Origin of the sequence: Brevibacillus sp. LEMMJ03 (genome assembly GCF_007197875.1) — a bacterium.
Lineage (GTDB): Bacteria > Bacillota > Bacilli > Brevibacillales > Brevibacillaceae > Brevibacillus > Brevibacillus thermoruber.
Genome location: NZ_VKJN01000006.1, coordinates 108,836 through 129,062, shown reverse-complemented (window position 1 = coordinate 129,062; position 20,227 = coordinate 108,836). Strand labels below are relative to the sequence as shown.

General features: G+C 62.1%; 20 protein-coding genes and 1 riboswitch. Of the genes, 18 read left to right on the top strand and 2 right to left on the bottom strand.

All coding sequences use genetic code 11. The features are described from left to right. Positions 1 to 11: 11 nt before the first annotated feature. Positions 12 to 485, bottom strand: a complete 474-nt coding sequence (locus FOI68_RS10035; RefSeq protein ID WP_143863027.1) for a hypothetical protein — start codon at positions 483 to 485, stop codon at positions 12 to 14. Positions 486 to 672: 187 nt separating this feature from the next. Here FOI68_RS10035 and FOI68_RS23410 point away from each other — a divergent pair, with 187 nt between their 5' ends. The 16 genes from FOI68_RS23410 (at position 673) to FOI68_RS09960 (ending at position 16,393) form a co-directional block, all read left to right on the top strand. Then, positions 673 to 837, top strand: a complete 165-nt coding sequence (locus FOI68_RS23410; RefSeq protein WP_185973918.1) for a hypothetical protein — start codon at positions 673 to 675, stop codon at positions 835 to 837. Positions 838 to 950: 113 nt separating this feature from the next. Next, positions 951 to 1,304 carry a response regulator gene (locus tag FOI68_RS10030; protein WP_029098268.1) on the top strand — a complete coding sequence of 118 codons (354 nt, stop codon included), beginning with the start codon at positions 951 to 953 and terminating at the stop codon, positions 1,302 to 1,304. Positions 1,305 to 1,467: 163 nt separating this feature from the next. Continuing rightward, the gene (locus tag FOI68_RS10025; RefSeq protein WP_143863026.1) at positions 1,468 to 3,327 is read left to right on the top strand and encodes a sigma-54-dependent Fis family transcriptional regulator; all 1,860 of its coding nucleotides are present in this window, start codon (positions 1,468 to 1,470) and stop codon (positions 3,325 to 3,327) included. 17 nt (positions 3,328 to 3,344) lie between these two features. Further along, positions 3,345 to 4,166, top strand: a complete 822-nt coding sequence (locus FOI68_RS10020; RefSeq protein WP_143863025.1) for a lipoate--protein ligase family protein — start codon at positions 3,345 to 3,347, stop codon at positions 4,164 to 4,166. Positions 4,167 to 4,397: 231 nt separating this feature from the next. Continuing rightward, positions 4,398 to 5,390 carry a thiamine pyrophosphate-dependent dehydrogenase E1 component subunit alpha gene (locus FOI68_RS10015; RefSeq protein ID WP_029098271.1) on the top strand — a complete coding sequence of 331 codons (993 nt, stop codon included), beginning with the start codon at positions 4,398 to 4,400 and terminating at the stop codon, positions 5,388 to 5,390. Between the two features lie 17 nt (positions 5,391 to 5,407). Next, complete coding sequence (locus tag FOI68_RS10010) at positions 5,408 to 6,445, top strand: alpha-ketoacid dehydrogenase subunit beta (protein ID WP_029098272.1); 1,038 nt, start codon at positions 5,408 to 5,410, stop codon at positions 6,443 to 6,445. Further along, positions 6,364 to 6,582 (top strand): sigma 54-interacting transcriptional regulator, encoded by a 219-nt coding sequence (locus FOI68_RS24230; RefSeq protein WP_370512118.1) that lies wholly within the window; start codon positions 6,364 to 6,366, stop codon positions 6,580 to 6,582. The genes FOI68_RS10010 and FOI68_RS24230 overlap by 82 nt, the downstream gene beginning before the upstream one ends. Before the next feature lie 28 nt (positions 6,583 to 6,610). Further along, a complete protein-coding gene (locus FOI68_RS10000; RefSeq protein ID WP_143863022.1) occupies positions 6,611 to 7,861 on the top strand; it encodes a dihydrolipoamide acetyltransferase family protein in 1,251 nt (416 codons plus the stop codon). Positions 7,862 to 7,874: 13 nt separating this feature from the next. Further along, positions 7,875 to 9,254, top strand: a complete 1,380-nt coding sequence (gene lpdA, locus FOI68_RS09995; protein WP_065067258.1) for a dihydrolipoyl dehydrogenase — start codon at positions 7,875 to 7,877, stop codon at positions 9,252 to 9,254. 121 nt (positions 9,255 to 9,375) lie between these two features. Continuing rightward, positions 9,376 to 10,611: a PucR family transcriptional regulator gene (locus FOI68_RS09990; RefSeq protein WP_029098275.1), complete on the top strand. Its 1,236-nt coding sequence runs from the start codon at positions 9,376 to 9,378 to the stop codon at positions 10,609 to 10,611. Between the two features lie 128 nt (positions 10,612 to 10,739). Next, positions 10,740 to 11,864 carry an alanine dehydrogenase gene (gene ald / locus FOI68_RS09985; protein WP_143863020.1) on the top strand — a complete coding sequence of 375 codons (1,125 nt, stop codon included), beginning with the start codon at positions 10,740 to 10,742 and terminating at the stop codon, positions 11,862 to 11,864. Between the two features lie 329 nt (positions 11,865 to 12,193). Next, entirely contained in the window at positions 12,194 to 13,282 is a 1,089-nt protein-coding gene (locus tag FOI68_RS09980) for a quinone-dependent dihydroorotate dehydrogenase (RefSeq protein WP_029098277.1), read from the top strand. A gap of 89 nt (positions 13,283 to 13,371) precedes the next feature. Beyond that, positions 13,372 to 13,563, top strand: a riboswitch (cobalamin riboswitch). 149 nt (positions 13,564 to 13,712) lie between these two features. Then, positions 13,713 to 14,474 carry an energy-coupling factor ABC transporter permease gene (locus tag FOI68_RS09975; RefSeq protein WP_143863019.1) on the top strand — a complete coding sequence of 254 codons (762 nt, stop codon included), beginning with the start codon at positions 13,713 to 13,715 and terminating at the stop codon, positions 14,472 to 14,474. Continuing rightward, positions 14,475 to 14,762: an energy-coupling factor ABC transporter substrate-binding protein gene (locus FOI68_RS09970; protein ID WP_029098279.1), complete on the top strand. Its 288-nt coding sequence runs from the start codon at positions 14,475 to 14,477 to the stop codon at positions 14,760 to 14,762. It abuts the gene before it with no gap. Further along, positions 14,759 to 15,550 carry a cobalt ECF transporter T component CbiQ gene (cbiQ, locus tag FOI68_RS09965; RefSeq protein ID WP_029098280.1) on the top strand — a complete coding sequence of 264 codons (792 nt, stop codon included), beginning with the start codon at positions 14,759 to 14,761 and terminating at the stop codon, positions 15,548 to 15,550. The genes FOI68_RS09970 and cbiQ overlap by 4 nt, the downstream gene beginning before the upstream one ends. Before the next feature lie 3 nt (positions 15,551 to 15,553). Continuing rightward, entirely contained in the window at positions 15,554 to 16,393 is an 840-nt protein-coding gene (locus tag FOI68_RS09960) for an energy-coupling factor ABC transporter ATP-binding protein (protein ID WP_143863017.1), read from the top strand. A 152-nt stretch (positions 16,394 to 16,545) separates the two neighbouring features. On the opposite strand, the gene glnA is transcribed toward FOI68_RS09960, so the two are convergent. Further along, the gene (gene glnA / locus FOI68_RS09955) at positions 16,546 to 17,964 is read right to left on the bottom strand and encodes a type I glutamate--ammonia ligase (protein WP_029098282.1); all 1,419 of its coding nucleotides are present in this window, start codon (positions 17,962 to 17,964) and stop codon (positions 16,546 to 16,548) included. Between the two features lie 223 nt (positions 17,965 to 18,187). On the opposite strand from glnA, the gene panE reads away from it, so the two are divergent. Together panE and FOI68_RS09945 are read left to right on the top strand one after the other, a co-directional pair. After that, complete coding sequence (gene panE / locus FOI68_RS09950; RefSeq protein WP_143863016.1) at positions 18,188 to 19,117, top strand: 2-dehydropantoate 2-reductase; 930 nt, start codon at positions 18,188 to 18,190, stop codon at positions 19,115 to 19,117. Positions 19,118 to 19,161: 44 nt separating this feature from the next. Further along, positions 19,162 to 20,100, top strand: a complete 939-nt coding sequence (locus FOI68_RS09945; protein WP_029098284.1) for a 4-hydroxy-3-methylbut-2-enyl diphosphate reductase — start codon at positions 19,162 to 19,164, stop codon at positions 20,098 to 20,100. Positions 20,101 to 20,227: the final 127 nt, after the last annotated feature.

Genomic DNA, 20,227 nt, shown 5'->3' with positions numbered 1-20,227 from the left:
CGGCCTATGGGCTAGAAGCGATGGCCCCGGTGCAGCGCGTTCTGGTTTTCCGTCGCATGTGCGGCGTGAGGAGCCAGCGGAACGGGCGAGTACGGAGCGGCGTAAGGGTTGTGGTACTGGTTCAGCGACTGCAGCGCTTCGGGGGAGATGTGCCCCTGGAAGACGAGAGCGGCAGGGGATACCTGGTTGTTGAAGGCCGTCGTCTTTTCGTTGTAGGGAAGCGGGTTGACGTTGACGTACGCCTGCCCCCCTTGGGCGGGAGCGGTACTCGGGTATGAGCCGAGCGACTGGATCGCCTGCGGGGGAATTTGCCCGTGGAAGGCAAGAGCGGCGGGAGAAACCTGATTGTGGTAGGCCGTCATCTGTTCAGAGTAGGCGGGATGGCTGATGTACGCCTGCCGTGTCCCTTCGGGGGAAGGCTGCGGCAGGGGAAAAAACGGCGCCTGCTCTGGGCGGGCGTAGGGCGAGTATTGATTGTGCTGCATCGTTGCATCTCCTCCGATAAGATTCGTGTAAGATTCGTCGCATCGAGGCAAGAAGAGGCTGCCTGCCTTTCAAAGTATGTCCAACCGTCCGCGGAACATGCGGCGGGGAATGGGCCGCGGCCGCTCGGGGAACGATAACGGGGAACGCCGATGACACCGGCAATACGTTGGGTAAAGGAGGATCCTCATGGAAAAGGACATTGTGGAAATTCCCCAGGTGGACATCCCGGACGAGGTCACGCAGGTGGAGCTGCCGGAGATCGGCGAGACCACGCCCCATCCGAAACCGGGCAGCCCGCTCGCCTCTGCGGGAGATGCGGAGCGGCCGATCGGCTTTACCACCGGCCGATAAGGGACATGACGGGCCGTTCGACAAAAACAGCCAATTTCTTTCGTGGACAAGTCCTGCGTTTTCTGTAAAAGTTAAAAGAGAAAGTGCGAGACCGTTCAAGGGGGAAAAGGTGCGTGGCCCGTTTGTTGATTGTGGACGATGCGGCGTTTATGAGACGGATGCTGGCCGACATGGTGGCCGGCGAGCATGAGGTGTGCGGGGAAGCCGCCAACGGGATGGAAGCGATCGCCAAGTACAAGGAGCTGAAACCGGACATCGTCACCATGGACATCAGCATGCCCGAGATGCAGGGCATAGACGCGATGCGCGAGATTCTGGCGTACGACAGGGAGGCACGGGTGCTGATCTGCTCCGCGATCGGCCACCGTCAAAAAGTGCTGGAAGCGATGAAGTCGGGCGCGCGGGACTTTCTCGTCAAGCCGTTTCAAAAAGAACAGGTGCTGGATGCGATTTCGCGATTGCTGTAAGGGGACACGGCCGCCTTTTCCGCAGGGAAGGACGGCCGTTTTTGAGGCGTCCGCGATCGGTTCTCACCCCATGTCTGGTTTTATATCTTCTTGAAAAAACTGAAAATTCAATATAATGTTAAGGACAGCGGGATAGATTCGGGGAGCGGAGGGTGGAGGATGCATGATTGAGGAAAGCGTTTCGCTGCGCATGTGGAAACGTTTTGTTCAAGAAGGTGTATTGGACTCGGCGCGACTCAACAAACGAATCTCGGAATCGTGGCATCGCTGCAAGAACGGGAAAGTCAATCCGTACGAGGGAAAAGGGAGGATGATCCTGGAGGGAGAAGCCTGGGAGCTGCAAAAGGAAAAAGGCCGCCGCCTCCTGGAGCTGACCTTGCCGCAGATCAGCCGGCTGTCTCCGTTTATTCGCGATGTCGGCATGATTGCCCTGGTGATCGATCCGGAAGGCTACGTGCTCAGTATGCAGGGAGAACAGCGAACGCTTCGGGAGGCGCACGCGATCAATTTTCGGGAAGGCGTTCGCTGGACGGAGGACGAGGTGGGCACCAATGCGATCGGCACGGCGCTCATGGCGGGCGAGCCGATCATGATCAACGGTACGGAGCACTATTCGGTCGCGTCTCACTCCTGGAGCTGTTCGGCGGCACCGATCCGGGACGGAAACGGAACCTTGATCGGGGTGGTGGATGTCTCCGCTCCGTTGGCCCGCAGCCATCCCCAGATGATGGCCACGGTCTCCTCGCTGGCCTGCTTGATCGAGCAGGAGTGGATGAAAGAGAGGCAGCGGGATGAACTGGAACTGATGCGGTTGGCGGTGGAGGAGCCGGACGAAGGGGAGCGCCTCTGGGTCGTCTGCAATCAGGATCAGCGGGTGGTGTACGCCAGCCGCGGCGTCCGGCAGGCGGTGCGAGGCTGGGCGGAAGCGCCCCGCGATCATGTGCGGGAAGCCGGCTTTCGGGAAGGCTTTCAGATCCCCCTGTTCTCGCTGCGGCACGGAGGGCTGATCGGATACCGGATCGAACTGATCCGCAGCGAGACCCGGGTCCGTCCGCATGCGACCGGCCGTGCCGTCTCCCGGGTTCGGTTTCGCGGAGAGGCAGGCACGAGCCGCACCTTTCAGTTCACCCTGCGCGAAGTCGAACGGATTGCCCCATCGGACGGCAACGTCGTGATCTATGGAGAAAGCGGAACGGGGAAGGAATTGATCGCCCGGGCGATTCACGACAGCAGTCCGCGGGCGGAGGGGCCGTTTGTGGCGGTGAACTGCGGAGCGGTGCCGCGCGAGCTGATGGAAAGCGAATTGTTCGGGTACGAAGAGGGCGCTTTTACCGGAGCCCGGCGCCGCGGCTACAGAGGGAAGCTGGCTCAGGCGGACGGCGGCACGCTGTTTTTGGATGAGATCGGCGAGATTCCGCACGCGATGCAGGTGGCGCTGTTGCGGGTGCTGCAGGAACGGAAGGTCACCCCGATCGGGAGCGCGGAGGAGATCCCGGTGAACGTCCGCGTCATCGCCGCCACCCACCGCAATCTGCGTCAACTGGTGAAGGAAGGAACGTTTCGGGAGGATTTGTATTACCGGCTGCACGTGCTGCCGGTCACGGTTCCGCCGCTGCGGGAACGAAAAGAGGATATCCCGTTTCTCATCCGTCACTATTGCGGCCAGAACGGCTTTGCGCTTGAACTGCCGGTAGACGTGATGGAGGAGCTGCTTGCCTATGACTGGCCGGGGAATATCCGGGAACTGTTCAACGTGCTGGAACGGATGAGGGTTTCGCCACGTGAAGAATGGAAGCGTTTTCTGTCGGAGGCGGTTCAGCCGGAATGTTCACCGGGTCTGCCCCCGCAATCCGCAGCGACGCCCCCTTCCCCGCGCCCCCCGCTCACGTTTCGGGAGCAGTTGGAGAAGAACGTGATCGTCCGGGCGCTGGAAAAGAGCAACGGGAGCGCTTCAGCGGCGGCGGAGATGCTGGGTATCCCCCGCAGCACGTTTTACCGGAAGCTGAAAAAGTATCAGTTGTAGCTGCAAGGAGGAACCCAATGAATCCAATGCCGGTCATCCGCATGCTCAATACGGCCGCATCCATCCAATCCGGGGACGTTCTGGTTCCGTTCAGCATAGACGAAGCCTACGCCCGGCTGGCGGCGCGGGAAACAGAACCGGTGCCGCCACTCGTCCATCTCTGGAGGCATCGGCGGGCGATGGTGCTGGGAGCGCGGGACGCGAAGCTGCCGAATGCGGCTCTGGCAGTCCGGCTGCTGCGGGAGCGGGGGTGCCAGACGGCCGTCAGGCACTCGGGCGGAGCGGCGGTTCCGCTCGACGGCGGGGTCGTGAACCTGTCGTTGGTCATGCCCGCTCCCGCCCATGATTTAACCCCCGAACCGCATTTCGAGCGCATGGCGGCCTTGATTCGAGAGGCCCTTGGCACGACGGGAAAGCGGGTGCAAACAGGAGAAGTGGAGGGAGCCTACTGTCCCGGTTCCTACGATCTCAGCATCGACGGCTTCAAATTCTGCGGGATTGCCCAGCGGCGTCTCACGCGCGCGGTCGTCGTGCAGGCGTTTGTCCTGACGGAAGGGAGCGGCCGCACATACGGCGAGGCGGCGCGAGACTTTTACCGGATGGCCGGGGAAGGCGCGCCGGCAGGTGCCTTTCCCCGCGTGGTGCCGGAGCGGATGGCCAGCCTGAGCGAGCTGGGCATGAGCGGGGGAGCGGGCGCATTTGCCGGTCGGGTGCGGGACGTGCTGGCCGGGCTGGGGACGCTGGAGGAGATGAACGCCTGCCCCGCCTCGCTGGAAGCAGACGCGAAGCGGTCGCTTGCCGCGCTGAGGGCGCGAAACGGCAGCGTCGGTTTGACATGAACCGGCGTTTTTTTGTGTCCGCACGCACACCGCGCATGAGACAAAACGGGACGATTTGGGAACGTGTCCCATCCGGTGCCGCTCGGTGCGGAAGCGGGGAGCGGCGGCGCAGAGGAAAATCCGCGCCGCCGCTCGCTTTTTGCGCGACCTTCCGGCTGGCACGGGGGTTGCAATCAGTCAGGAGGCACGAGCGGTTTCGCTGCCAGGAAATCACGATGGGAGGCGTAAGCGATGAAAGCGACACAAGCGGAAGAACAGGTATTGTCCAGCGAACAGGCGAGATGGATGTACCGGAAGATGGTGGAGATCCGGCAGTTCGAAGATGCGGTTCACCTGCTGTTCGGGCAGGGCAAACTGCCGGGCTTCGTTCATCTGTACGCGGGAGAGGAAGCGATCGCGGTAGGGGTTGGCGCCCACTTGAACCAGCAGGACAGCATCACCAGCACGCACCGCGGCCACGGTCACTGCATCGCCAAGGAATGCGACCTGAACGGCATGATGGCGGAGCTGTACGGCAAAGCCACCGGTCTGTGCAAAGGGAAAGGCGGGTCGATGCACATCGCCGATCTGGACAAAGGCATGCTCGGCGCCAACGGAATCGTGGGAGGAGGATTCCCGCTCGCCTGCGGCGCGGCGCTGACGGCCAAGGTGAAAAAGAGCGGCGCGGTCAGCGTGTGTTTCTTCGGCGACGGAGCCAACAATCAGGGAACCTTCCATGAAGGCCTGAACCTGGCCGCCATCTGGAAGCTGCCGGTCGTCTTCGTGGCGGAAAACAACGGGTATGCGGAGGCAACCCCATTCACGTACGCCTCGAGCTGTACCCGTATTGCCGATCGTGCAAGCGGTTACAACATGCCCGGCGTGGTCGTCGACGGCAAGGACGTGCTGGCCGTTTACCGCGCGGCGGGAGAAGCGATTGCCCGCGCCCGCAGAGGCGAAGGTCCCACGCTGATCGAGTGCATCACCTACCGCAATTACGGCCATTTCGAAGGAGACGCCCAAAAGTACAAAACGGAGGAAGAGAAGGCCGAACATCTCAACGAACGGGATGCCATCGCCCTGTTCCGCAGGCACCTTCTCGCCACGCAGACGCTGACCGCCGACGAGATCAGCGGCATCGAGCGCGACGTGGAAGCGGCCGTGCAGGAGGCGATCCGGTTCGCGGAGGAAAGCCCGTATCCGGATGCGAGCGAACTCCTGACCGACGTGTATGTGTCCTACTAAGGAAGGAGGATGAAATCATGACGAGAAAAATCAGCTTTTCTGCCGCCATCAACGAAGCGATGAAGCTGGCCATGCGGGCTGACGAAAACGTCATCCTGCTCGGTGAAGACGTGGCCGGAGGCGCGCAGGTGGACCATCTGCAGGATGACGAAGCCTGGGGAGGCGTGCTCGGCGTGACCAAGGGACTGGTGCAGGAGTTTGGCCGTGAGCGGGTGCTGGACACGCCGATTACGGAAGCCGGCTTTATCGGAGCGGCCATGGGAGCCGCGGCGACCGGCCTGCGTCCGATCGCGGAACTGATGTTCAACGACTTTATCGGCAGCTGTCTCGACATGGTGATGAACCAGGGGGCCAAGTTCCGCTACATGTTCGGCGGCAAGGCGCAGGTGCCCGTCACGATTCGGACCATGCACGGCGCGGGCTTTGGCGCCGCCGCCCAGCACTCCCAAAGCCTGTACGCGATGTTTACCCACATTCCGGGCATCAAGGTGGTCGTCCCGTCCACCCCGTACGACGCCAAAGGGCTGCTGCTCGCTTCCATCGCGGACAACGACCCGGTGATTTTCTTTGAAGACAAGACGTTGTACAACACCACCGGTGACGTGCCGGAAGAGTATTACACCCTCCCGCTCGGCAAGGCGGACATCAAACGGGCCGGCAGCGACGTGACGATCGTGGCCATCGGCAAGCAGGTCCAGACGGCGCTGCAGGCGGCCGAGCGACTGGCCAAAAAAGGCGTCGAGGCAGAGGTGGTGGACCCGCGCACGCTCTCGCCGCTGGACGAAGACACCATCCTCGCGTCGGTCGCCAAGACCAATCGCCTGATCGTGATCGACGAAGCCAATCCGCGATGCAGCATTGCGACCGATATCGCGGCCTTGGTGGCGGACAAGGGGTTCGATACACTGGATGCGCCGATCAAGCGGATCACCGCGCCGCATACCCCGGTGCCGTTCTCGCCGGTCCTGGAGGAATTGTATCTGCCTTCGCCCCAAAAAGTGGTGGAGGCCGTCTCGGAACTGATCGGAGACGCTTCCATCGCGGCAGTGTCGTAATCGCTGCGGAATGGTGGCGGAGCCCGCTGGCCGTCCTGATCACCGGAGAGAGCGGGACCGGCAAGGAACTGATCGCCCGGGAGCGTCCGGTTCGGCGCGGCAGCCGCGCCGGGGGCTCCCGGCTCGTTTCTGGGTGACTTTGAAGCAGGGAGAGGAGAGATCGGCTTGGCTCATGAAGTGATCATGCCCAAACTGGGCATGGCGATGGTGGAGGGAACCGTCATCGCCTGGAAAAAACGGGCGGGCGATGCCGTGAAAAAGGGAGAGGGCATCGTCGAGATCAGCTCGGAAAAAATCGAAATGGAAGTGGAAGCACCGGCCGATGGCGTCCTGCTGCGCATTGACGTTGCCGAGGGAGGCGTCGTTCCCTACGGCACGGTGCTGGGCGTGGTAGGCCAACCGAACGAGACGGCAGCGGCAGTGCCCGCGGCGGTGTCGGCCGCTGCGCAGGTGGAATCGGCCGCGTCGCTGGCGGCTGCGGAGCCGACGACGTCTGCGACAGCCGCGACAGGAGCACCGGCCCGGTCGCGGGAGGGCGTCAAGATTTCGCCCGTGGCCCGCAAAATGGCGGAAGAGGCCGGGCTGGACTACACGAACATCGCCGGATCGGGTCCGCAGGGACGCATTACCAAGGAAGATATCGAGGCGGCGCTGGCGGCGAGGGAGAACGAAGGAAACGCGCCGGCCGGGCAGGCAGCGGCGGACGAGGGGCCAATTGGTGAAACGGGTGCCGAACACATCCCGGTGACGGGAATGCGCAGGGTGATTGCCGAGCGGATGCAAAACAGCCTGATGCAGAGCGCCCAGCTCACCATGACGGCGCATGCCGATGTGACGGACTTGCTGCGGATGAAGGAACAGGTGTCGGGCGAACTGCAGGACCGCTACGGGGTGAAGCTGACCGTCACCGATTTGATCGCCAGGGCGGCGGTGCTGGCCCTGTCACGCCGCAAGGAGATGAACAGCGCGTTTCTCGGCGATCGCATCGAGCGGTACGAGGAGGTTCATCTGGGCATCGCCGTCGCCCTGGAAAAAGGACTGGTGGTGCCGGTCATCAGGCGGGCCGGGAAGCTGTCGCTTGCCGAACTGTCCAGGGAGATCAAGTCGCTGGGGGTTCGCGCCCGCCAAAACCAGCTCGCGCCGGATGAGATGAAAGGCTCCACCTTCACCATCACCAATCTGGGCGGATACGGCGTGGAAACCTTTACCCCGATCCTCAACCCTCCGGAGACGGGTATTCTCGGTGTCGGGGCCGTGAGGGATACGCCTGTCTTCGTCGGCGACGAACTTGTGCGGCGAAGCATGCTGCCGCTTTCGCTGACCTTTGATCATCGGGTGCTGGACGGCGCTCCGGCAGCGGCATTCCTGGCGGCGGTGAAGCGCTATCTCGAAGAGCCGTACAGCCTGCTGCTCTAGGGAGGACACCCACATGCAAAACGTTGCGATTATTGGCGGAGGCCCGGCAGGGTACGTGGCGGCCATCACCGCCGCACGCCTGGGGAAACGGGTGTTCCTGATCGAGGAAAAGGAACTGGGCGGCACCTGTCTGAACGAAGGCTGCATGCCGACCAAAGCGCTGCTGGAGTCGGCAGAGATGTACCAGCATGTTCAGCGCGCCGGCCGCTTCGGCATCGACGTGCCGGCGGAAGCGGCCCGCGTCAACTGGAAAAACGTGCAGGCGTACAAGCAGGGCATTGTGCGCAGGCTGACCAGCGGGGTTCATCACTTGATGAAGAAAAACCAGGTGCAGGTCATACGCGGGAAGGCGGCATTCATCGACGAGCACCGGCTGCGCATTGAGCGGACGGACGGCGAACAGCGGCTGGAAGCGGACCGCTTTCTCATCGCCAGCGGCGCGGAGCCCGTCGCCCTGCCGTTTGCGCCGTTCGATGGCGAGTGGATCCTGCACAGCGGTCACGCCATGTCGCTTGACGCGGCCCCGCCCGTGCTTCTGATCGTGGGCGGCGGCGTGATCGGCTGTGAATTCGCTTCGCTGTACGGGCGGATGGGGAGCAAAGTGATCGTCGTCGAGATGGCAGACCAACTGCTGCCCGGCGAAGACGCAGACATTGCCGCCGTCCTGGAGCGGGGATTGAAGCAATCGGGGGTCACCGTCCATCTGGGCAGCCGTGTGGAAGCGCTGGATCACACGACGAGAACTGCGCGGGTACGCACACCGGCGGGCCTGATCGAGGTCGCCGCAGATGCCGTTCTCGTGGCCATCGGACGCAGGCCCCGGGTGGCCGGTCTGGGATTGGAACGGATCGGGGTGCGCGTCACTTCGCGCGGGATCGAGGTGAACGAGCGGATGCAGACCAACCTGCCGCACATTTTCGCGGCGGGCGATGCGATCGGGGGGATCCAGCTCGCCCACGTGGCGTTTCATGAAGGAGAGGTGAGCGCCGTCAACATCTGCGGAGGGGACCGCACCGTCCATTACCGCGCGGTGCCGCGCTGCATCTACACCTCGCCGGAAGTGGCCTCTGTCGGACTGACAGAGCGGCAGGCGCGGGAAGCCTACGGGGAGATCCTGGTCGGCGAGTTTCCCTTTGCGGCCAACGGCAGGGCGCAGATCTTGCAGGAGACAGCCGGCAAGGCAAAGGTCATGATCGAACCCCGCTATCATGAAATCGTGGGGATTTCCCTGGTGGGGCCGCGGGCAACCGAATTGATCGGCCAGGCTGCGCTGCTGCTGCACACGGAAATGACAGCCGAGGCGGCGGAGAACGTGATCGCGCCTCATCCGACGCTGTCCGAAACGCTCTGGGAGGCGGTTCGGGGCGGGATCGGCCAGGCTGTTCACGGATGACGTCAAGCAGGTCATCGCTGCCAGGCAGGCAAAGCGGTGACCCGCTTTCTTTTGTTCCGCCCCCTTCCGCCTTTCCGGTATAATAGAAACACGTACACATGGCCGGCAAAGAGGTGGAACCGTGTCTGTTCAACCTGATTACTTTCAGCAGTACCAACATGCGGATATCGAAGAACTGGCGGACATCATCGGGGATCTCCTGCAAAATCCGATCACGATCGAAGATGCCGACCACAGGCTGATCGCCTACAGCTCCCACGGGGAAAGCACCGACCAGGCCCGCTGGTCGACGATCATGGGCCGGCGGGTGCCGGAACACGTGCTGACCCGGTTGTGGAAGGACGGGGTGTTTCAGGAGCTGTTGACAAAGGACGACCCCGTGCACATTCCGGCAAAAGACGAGGTGGGGCTTGGCAAGCGGGTGGCGATCGCGATTCGCCGCGGCAGCGACGTGCTGGGATACATCTGGGCCCAGGAAGTAAACCGCCCCCTGACCGAGGAAGACGACGAAATTTTGCGACAGGCGGCGCGGGCCGCGGTGACCCGGCTGGTGCAGCGGCAGGGAAAGCGGAAGGCGGAGGAGCGGCGGCGCAAGGAGTTTCTCTGGGAGCTGTTGCTGGGCAATCACACCAGCGACACGCTGATTCGGCAAAAAGCGGAAAGTCTGCAGATGAGGCTGCCTTCCTCCTACCTCATCTGCGTCATCGAGGCGGCCGGAACGGGGCTGGAGCAGTACCTCTACCCGCTGCTGATGCGCGACAAGCTGCTGTGGGTGGTGGATGGCGGACAGATCGTGCTGCTGATCGGCCTTTTCGGTTCGGGCAAGGAGGGAAAAGACGAGCTGCTGCGCAAAACGGAGCAGTTTCTGGCCGACTCGCTCGGCAAGCTGGTGGCCCACGTCCGCGAAGGCCAGGTGACGGCCGGCTACGGCTGCGTCTACAAGGCCTACCCCGACATCGTGAAAAGCTACCGGGAAGCGCTCCACGCGGTCCGGGTAAAGCGGCTGTTTCCGCGCGAAACGGAAGGGATCCACGGGTACCACGAACTGGGCATCTACCGCTACCTGCTGAAGCTGAAGGAGTGGGACGAGGAGCAGGGCTACGAAAACGACCGGCTGGCCCGGCTCAAGGCGTATGACCGGGAAAACCAGACCGCGCTGATGGAGACGCTGGAGACGTACCTGGACGCTGCCGGCCGGGCGAACGTCACCGCCCAGCGGCTGCACATCCACATCAACACCCTCGGGTACCGCCTGCGCCGCATCGAGGAGATTCTGCGGGTCGACCTGGAGGACATGAACCAGCGCGCCGCGTTGTATCTGGAACTGAAAATGGACAAGTTGGACCGGGAACGCTAGTTCGTTTGTGAAAACACACAAACAGAGAGGCGAAAAGATTAAGGGAATCCCCAAGGAAACGCGTCCTGAAAACGCTGTACAATGGTAGTACACTCGTTAATCGGCGTTGCGAAGGAGGACATACTACCATGATTGTAGGGATTCCCAAAGAGATCAAGAACAACGAAAATCGCGTAGCCATTACGCCTGCCGGCGTGGCTGCACTGGTGCAAAACGGCCACACGGTTCGCATCGAAAACGGTGCCGGCCTGGGCAGCGGCTTTACCAATGACGATTACACGGCGGTTGGGGCGCAGATCGTCGCGACGGCGGCGGAAGCCTGGGCAGCCGATATGGTGATGAAAGTAAAAGAACCGCTTCCGTCCGAATACGGCTACTTCCGCGAAGGCCTGATCCTGTTTACCTACCTGCACCTGGCGCCGGAACCGGAACTGACCCGCGCCCTGATGGAGAAAAAAGTGGTGGCGATCGCGTACGAAACCATCCAATTGGACAACGGCGCACTGCCTCTCCTGATGCCGATGTCCGAAGTGGCCGGCCGCATGTCCGTGCAAATCGGCGCGCAGTTCCTGGAGAAGCCGTACGGCGGCAAGGGCGTGCTGCTCGGCGGCGTGCCTGGTGTGCAGAAGGGTGAAGTGGTCATCATCGGCGGCGGCATCGTCGGCACCAACGCGGCCAAAATGGCGGTCGGCCTGGGCGCCAACGTCACCATCATCGACGTGAACGCCGATCGCCTGCGCCAACTGGAAGACCTGTTCCAAGGCCGCGTGCAAACGCTGATGTCCAACTCGTTCAACATCGCCAACGCGGTGAAAAAGGCGGACCTGCTCGTCGGCGCCGTGCTCATCCCGGGCGCCCGTGCGCCTCGCCTGGTGACGGAAGAGATGGTCAAAACGATGGCGCCGGGCTCCGTGATCGTCGACGTGGCCATCGACCAGGGCGGATCCATCGAAACGATCGACCGCATCACCACCCACGACAACCCGACCTACGAAAAACACGGCGTGATCCACTACGCGGTCGCCAACATGCCGGGCGCGGTGGCGCGCACTTCCACGCTGGCCCTGACCAACGTGACCGTGCCCTACGCCGTTCAGTTGGCCAACAAGGGCTACCGCCAAGCGATCCTGGAGAACCGCGCGCTGGCCAAAGGGGTCAACGTGATCGACGGCAAAGTGACCTACAAGGCCGTCGCCGAAGCGCACAACCTGCCGTACGTCTCCATCGACGACGTGCTGCTGGTGAAAAACTGACCGGGCCGGGACGATCCCAGCCGACACAGCACAACCGTGACCAACTGCCTGCCCTGCCGATCGGGGCGGGCAGTTTTTTTTGCCGGGAGATCGGGTTTGAGAGAATACAGGCATAGGGAATGAGGATAATAGTTGCTAAAGGCGCCGGCTGCCGGCAGGCAGGAGGAGTTGTGACGGAATAGCCGCCTGCTGCGGATGGACCAGTGTCTTCCCTAGATATTGGCAGAAGGTTTTCCGTAACCGGAGGGAAAGGGTACTTCTCTCGTAGTGCGTACCCTTTTGCAAATATGGTATGCTACTAGGCAGTAGAACGAGTGAGGAGTGCAGCGATGTATCAACTGGTCAAAAAGTTCCTGTTTCAGATGGACGCGGAAGAGGCGCACGAGAAGACCATACACGTGCTCCGGTCAGTGGAAAACTCCGCACCGGGCAAAAGCATCCTGAAGATGGTGTACCAGTTCCGCGACGAACGTTTGGAGACAAAGCTCTGGGGCATCCGCTTTCCCAATCCGGTCGGACTGGCCGCCGGATTTGACAAAAACGCCGAAGTCTACCACGCGCTGGCTTCGCTGGGCTTCGGGTTCGTGGAAGTGGGCACGATCACGCCGCAGGGACAGCCGGGCAATCCGCAGCCGCGGCTGTTCCGCCTGCCGGAGCAGCAGGCGGTGATCAACCGCATGGGTTTCAACAACTACGGCGCCTACACCGCCTCGCAAAACCTGGTGGACTACGCCTATGCCGACATCCCGATCGGCATCAACATCGGCAAGAACAAGCTGACGCCCAATGAGGAAGCGGCGGCCGATTACAGCAAGTGCCTGGACCTGCTCTATCCGTACGGCCATTACTTTGTGATCAACGTCAGCTCCCCCAACACGCCCAACCTGCGCGATTTGCAGGAGTCGGAAAGCCTGCGGGCCATCATCCGCGAAGTGAAGGCCAAGGCGTCCGAACTGGAGATGCGCGGCGTCAAGGCGAAGCCGATCCTGGTGAAGGTGTCGCCCGACATGGCGGACGAGCAGATGAGTGACGTGGTCAGGACCGCGGTGGCCGAGGGGGCGGCCGGCATCATCGCCACCAACACGACGCTGTCCCGCGATGGGGTGGAGAGCCATCCCTACGCCGAGGAGGCGGGCGGCTTGAGCGGAAAGCCGCTGGAGGAGCGGTCCACCGCCTGGGTAAGAGAAATTTACCAGGAAGTGGGGGACAAGGTGCCGATCGTCGGAGTGGGCGGCATTTTCACCGGCGACGACGCCTACCGCAAGATTCGCGCCGGCGCCAGCCTGGTGCAGGTGTACACGGGGATGATCTACCGCGGGCCGGGCATCGCCCGCCAGATCAACAAACGGCTGGTGCAGCTATTGAAGCAGGACGGGTTTGCCCGCATCAGCGACGCGGTGGGCGTGGACGCGCGATAGCGCACCTCAGGGCAAAAGCGATTCTCCCCTTTTGCTTTCGCGGGGGTTCGTATATAATGGACGCAAACGTCCAAGAAAATGATGGAAAACGGAATACAACGGAGCTAGGTGCCCTTATGCATATAAGGGGTAACAGGGAATCGGGTGAAAATCCCGAGCGGTCCCGCCACTGTAACCAGGGAATTCTCTTTTGACAGGCCACTCGCCGGTCACCGGACGGGGAAGGCAAAAGAGCGTGATGATCTGGAAGCCAGGAGACCTACCTAGCTGCCGCACCCAAAAGCCTTCGAGGAAAGGAGAGGTGAGCCCAGGCAGTACGACTGTTTCGTTTCGGGAGTAGTCGTCTATTGACATTGCGCAAAGCTCATCCGGCCGGATGAGTTTTTTTCTTGGACGTTCGATGTCGAACCAGATAGGGAGAGGATGCTGAATGAGCCGTTCGCGTTCGCTGATGAGCGGATTGCTTGTGACCGGATTTGTCCTGTACGTTTTGCTGAATGAACCCGAGACCGGATACGCCATGCACATCATGGAAGGCTTTTTGCCGGTGGGCTGGTCGCTGTTCTGGTGGGCCGTGTTTCTGCCCTTTTTCCTGCTGGGCCTGAGCTCCATCAAGCGGCTGGTCCAGGATAACCCCGAATTGAAGCTGTTGTTGGGCGTGGCGGGGGCGTTTACCTTTGTCCTGTCTGCGCTGAAAATTCCGTCCGTGACCGGGAGCAGTTCCCACCCGACCGGGACGGGCCTGGGAGCCATCCTGTTCGGCCCGCTGGTCATGTCGGTGCTGGGCACCCTGGTGCTGCTGTTCCAGGCCCTGCTGCTCGCCCACGGAGGCTTGACCACGCTGGGCGCCAACGCGTTTTCCATGGCGGTGGTCGGGCCGTTTGTCGCCTACGGAGTGTATCGGCTGGTGCTTCGGGCCAACGGCGGCCAGCGGCTGGCTGTCTTCCTGTCGGCGGCCCTGGCCGACCTGAGCACGTACGTGGTGACGTCGCTGCAGTTGGCGCTGGCGTTTCCGGCCGCTTCCGGCGGTGTCGCCGCCTCGTTCGCCAAATTTGCCGGCATCTTCGCGCTGACGCAGGTTCCGCTGGCCGTAAGCGAGGGGCTGCTGACGGTGCTCGTCTGGAACTGGCTGCAGTCGTACAACGCAAAAGAGCTGATGCAGCTGCCGCTGCTCAAACGGGAGGGGATGTAAATGAAACGCTGGTCCAACTGGGTGCTTTTGCTGCTGGTGGCGGTGCTGGCCGCGCTGCCGCTGGTATTGGTGAAAGATTCGGAGTTTGGCGGGGCGGACGGCGCGGCGGAAGAAGCGATCAAAGAAGTGGCCCCCGGCTATGAGCCGTGGTTCCAGCCGCTGCTGGAGCCGCCGGGCGGCGAGACGGAGAGCCTGCTGTTCGCCGTGCAGGCCGCGCTGGGCGCCGGATTTATCGGATACGCAATCGGCCTGTACCGAGGCCGGTTGAACAACAGCAAGGAACAATGATCGGGCAGTTGGATGCGCTCGCCTACGCCAACCGGCTGCGCCGCCTGTCACCCGGGCGCAAGCTGCTGTTTGCCCTGGCGCTGATGCTGATCGTCCTGGCCAGCCATCCGCCCGTGCAGCTCGCCGCCTTTGTCTGGATCAGCGTCTGGATCGTCGGCTACGCCCGCATCCCCTGTCGCGTCTACCTGGTCGGCCTCGTTCTCGCGCTGTCGTTTTTGGCGGCGGGAATGCCGGCCCTGTTGGTGGAAGTGGCGCCTGTAACGGGGTGGGGCAGCGGCGCGAATGTCCTGGCCGCCTGGCAGTGGGGAGGCTGGGTGGCCTATGTGACAACGGACGGCGTCGCGCGGGCGGCGACCCTCTTGTGCCGCTCCCTCGCGGCACTGTCGTGCTTTTATTTCGTGCTCTTTACCGTGCCGTTTGCCGAGCTGCTCCAGGTGCTGCGCCGCATCGGCCTGCCGGCGGTGCTGACCGATCTCGTGATGATCATGTACCGCTTCGTGTTTGTGTTTCTGGAAACGGCAGCCTGGCTGCGGACCGCGCAAATAGCGAGGGGCGGTTATCAGGGAGTTCGCGCGGCGCTCCGCGACACCGGCAGGTTGGTTACCCGGTTGTTCGGAAGAGCGATGCTCCGGTATCGGCAGGTGTACCTGGGCATGATGGCGAGAGGCTTCACGGAGGACTTTCGCGTCGTCGGCCTGTCGGCACATGTCCGCTCCAAACGGCACGAGCGGGAGGCGCTGGCCGGATGCGTGCTGCTGGCGGCATGGGAATGGTGGATCGGAGGATGAGACGTGACAACGCATGTGCTTGAGTTTGCCGACGTGCATTACACCTACCCGGGCGCCCGCCAGCCGGCGCTGAACGGCGTGACGCTGGCCGTGCCCGCCGGCCGGAGATGCGCGCTGCTCGGCCGCAACGGCTGCGGCAAGTCGACGCTGTTTCTGCATGCGAACGGCATTTTTCGCCCGCAAAAGGGACAAGTCCTGTGGAAAGGCGTCCCGATCAGCGCTCGCCGGGCGGAACTGCAGGCGCTCAAACGAAACGTGGGCCTTGTGTTTCAGGACCCGGAACAGCAGTTGATCGCCGCCACCGTCGCCGAGGACCTGTCGTACGGGCTGTGCAACCTCCATCTGCCGGAAGACGAGATCAAGGAAAAAGTGCGGCGGACACTGGAGGCGTTCGGGATGAGCGAGTGGGCCGACACCCCGGTGCACCATCTGAGTCTCGGCCAGAAGCGGCGGGTGGCACTGGCCGGCGTGATGGTGATGGAGCCGGAACTGCTTTTGCTGGATGAGCCGACGTCCTACCTGGACCCGTGGCAGACGGAGGCCTTTGTCCGCGAGCTGGAGCGCATCCATGCGGCAGGCACCACGATTGTGATGGCGACGCATGACCTGGATTTCGCGTTTGCCTGGGCGGACTGGGTGTTTGTGATGGACGCGGGGCGGCTTGTGCTGGCCGGGGAGCCGGAGCGGGTCTTTGCCTGCCGGGACATCCTGGCCGACTTGCGGATGAAACCGCCCGCCGTACTGGAGCTGTGGGAAGCCATCCCCGGCCATGTGAAAGAACGGCTCGGCCGCGGCCTGCCCCGGACGCCGGGCGAACTGGCGGAGCGGCTGCGTTCGCTGTAACGAAGCGGCTGAAACCGTTGGCCGTTCGCATGACGCTTTTTTGACGCGAAAAGACCGAGGGACTGTGCCTCGGTCTTTTCGTTTCTCGCGGCAGATTCGGTTTTTCGCGGTTCCGGATCGAAGAGGAACCGGTTCGCCGTGCGGGCCCCGGCTTACAGATCATAGTACAGTTCGTATTCCTTCGGATTGACGGTGCGTTCCACCTGTTGGATTTCGCCGCGCTTGAGGGCGATCCAGCTTTCGATCACGTCGCGGGTGAAGACACCGCCTTCCAGCAGGAAGTCGTGGTCGCGTTCCAGCGCGTTCAGCGCTTCTTCCAGCGAGCCGGGTGCGCTCTTGATCTCCTGTTTCTCCGCATCGGAGAGGTCGTAGATGTTGCGGTCAACCGGCCCGTAGCCCAGTTCGCGCGGGTCCAGCCTGCGCTTGATCCCGTCCAGGCCGGCCATCAGCATGGCGGCGAAGGCCAGGTACGGATTCGCCGTGGAGTCCGGGGTGCGGAACTCGATGCGAGCCGCTTTCGGCGTCACGGCAGCCACCGGAATGCGGATGGCGGCGGAGCGGTTCCCTTTGGAGAAGACCAGGTTGACCGGCGCTTCGTAGCCGGGCACCAGCCGTTTGAACGAGTTGGTGCTCGGATTGGTCAGCGCGATCAGGGCCGGCGCGTGATACAGGATGCCGCCGATGTAGTAGAGCGCCATTTGGCTCAGATTGGCGTAGCCGCCTTTTTCGTAGAAGAGCGGTCGTTCGCCGTCAAACAGGCTTTGGTGCACGTGCATGCCGCTGCCGTTGTCGCCGACGATCGGCTTCGGCATGAAGGTGGCCGTTTTGCCGTGCTTGGCCGCCACGTTGCGGACGATGTACTTGAACAGCAGCAGGTTGTCGGCCGTGCGCGTCAGGGTGTCAAAGCGGAAGTTGATTTCCCCTTGGCCGGCGGTGGCCACCTCGTGGTGATGGCGCTCCACTTTCAGGCCGGCTTGGGTCATCAGTGTGCACATCTCATTGCGGATGTCCATCTGCGTGTCGGTCGGCTGCACGGGGAAGTAGCCGCCCTTGTTGCGTACCTTGTAGCCCAGGTTCTGCCCTTCCTTGCCGGTGTTCCAGAACGCTTCCTCGGAGTCGATGTGGAAAAAGGAGCCGGACGGTCCGGAAGCGTAGCGGACGCTGTCAAACAGGAAGAACTCCGATTCCGGGCCGAAGTAGGCGTCGGTGGCCAGGCCGGTCTGCTTCAGGTAGGCCTCCGCCTTCAGGGCGATGCCGCGCGGGTCGCGTTCGTAGGGAGTGCCGTCCGGATTGCAGATGTTGCAGACGATGTTCAGCGTTTTCGCTTCGACAAACGGGTCGATAAACGCGCTGGCCGGGTCGGGCATCGCCACCATGTCGCTTTCCTCGATACCTTTGTACCCGGTCAGGCTGGAGCCGTCAAAGGCGACGCCGTTGAGGAAGGTCCCTTCGTCAACCGCGTAGGCGGGGATGGTGACATGATGCTGGCGGCCGGGCAGGTCGACGATGCGGAAGTCGACATATTCGATGTTTTCTGATTCGATCAGGGAAAGAACTGCTTTCATATCCATTGCGATCACTCCATTTACGAATATTCATCGAGGTTTTCGTGTTAACGTTCGATTTTCGTCCGTTTCTATACTAGCGATTATAGTGGTTGAATTTTGGGACTGTCAAGAGGTTTTATCACGTTTTATGTCAGATTTTCTGACGTAATATTGCGGGGTGTTGCAAAAGGGTCTGTTTTTGTAGAATGGAGACAGACTATTTCGAACAAGAGTGGGAGGAAAGCGGATGAAAGTGTTGGTGTTGGGGGCAGGTGCGGTTGGCGGCTATTTTGGTGCCCGATTGGCGGAAAACGGGGGAGATGTTACCTTCCTTGTGCGGGAACGCCGGCGGCGCCAGCTTCTGGAACGGGGCCTGCGCGTGCAGAGCGTGCACGGCGACATCCATCTCGAACAGCCGCAGTTGATCGTCGCAGGCGAAGCGGCAGGGCCGTTTGACGTTGTGATCCTGTCCAACAAGGCGTATCACCTGCACGACAGCCTGGAGGCGATCGCTCCGTACGTGGGCGAACAGACGGCGGTGGTGCCGCTGTTGAACGGGATCGCCCACATGGAGCTGTTATGGGAGCGTTTTGGACGTGAGCGGGTCTTGGGCGGTCTCTGTTTTATCGAGACGACGCTGAACGAGGATGGCGATGTGGTGCAGACCAGCCCGACGCACGAAGCGGTGTTCGGCGAGTGGGACGGCGGGCGAAGCGAGCGGGTGGACGCGATGGAACGGGCCTTTGCCGGGACGGCGGCCTCGTTCAGGGCGAGCGCCAACATCCAGCGCGACATGTGGCACAAGTACCTGTTCATCACCACCCTGTCGGGCATGACCACGCTGATGAACGCGGCGGTGGGGCCGATCCGTGACGCTGCCTACGGGGTGGAGCTGACGCGCCAACTGGCCGAAGAGGTGGCCTCCGTGATGCGCGCTCTACATGCCCCGATCGACGAAGATATTGTCGAGAAGCAGATGAAGACGTTTCTGAACCTGGGCTACGGGATGAAGTCGTCGATGCTGCGCGACATGGAAAAAGGGCTGCCGGTGGAAGCGGATCACCTGCAGGGCTACCTGCTGAAGCGGGCGGAGGAGCTGGGTGTTGCCGCGCCGCTGCTCAAAGTTGTCTACAATAATCTGAAGGTTTACGAACGGAAGCGGGAAGCAGGCAAATAAGGTATAATAGTAACGATTTGCTGATCTCGAGAGGAGGGGTATACATGGAAGTGATCAAGATTTCCCCCCGCGGTTACTGTTACGGCGTCGTGGACGCCATGGTGCTGGCGCTGAAAACGGCGCAAAATTTTGACCTGCCCCGCCCCATTCACATTTTGGGGATGATTGTACACAACGCCCACGTCGTCGAGGCGTTTGAAAAACTGGGCGTGAAGACGCTGGACGGCGAAGACCGGCTGGCGCTGCTCGACAAGATCGACAAGGGAACGGTGATTTTCACCGCGCACGGCGTTTCCCCCGAAGTGCGGAAAAAAGCGCGCGAAAAGGGATTGACCGTGGTGGATGCCACCTGCCCGGACGTCACCAAGACCCATGACCTGATCCGCGAAAAAGTGGCGGACGGGTATCACGTCATCTACATCGGCAAAAAAGGGCATCCGGAGCCGGAGGGAGCGGTCGGCATCGCCCCCGACAAGGTGCATCTGGTGCAGACCGTGGACGAGATCGAGGCGCTGAATCTGCCCGCCGACAAGCTGATCGTTACCAACCAGACGACGATGAGCCAGTGGGACGTCAAACACCTGATGGACGCGATCGTCAAACGCTTTCCGCAGGTGGAGGTGCACAACGAAATCTGCCTGGCCACCCAGGTGCGCCAGGAGGCGGTCGCGGAGCAGGCCGGAGAGGCCGATCTCTGCATTGTCGTCGGCGACCCGCGCAGCAACAACTCCAACCGGTTGGCGCAGGTGGCGGAGGAGATCGCCGGCGTGCCGGCCTACCGCATCGCCGATTTGTCCGAACTGAAACTGGAATGGCTGAAAGGAAAGAAAAAGGTGGCGGTCACGTCCGGCGCGTCCACGCCGACGCCGCTGACCAAAGAGGTCATCCAGTTCCTGGAGCAGTACGATGAGACAAAGCCGGAGACGTGGGAGAAAAAGCGGACGGTCAACATGGAGAAAATCCTGCCGGCAGTGAAGCAGTAAGGGGTCCGCTGCCGACCAAGGCGGGACACCGTCACCACCGGGAACTCCCGCGTTCCCGACATCTGAAAGCCAGCGCATTCGGCCGAGGAGACGAGCGGTGCCTGCTCGTCTCTTCAGCCTGACCCAA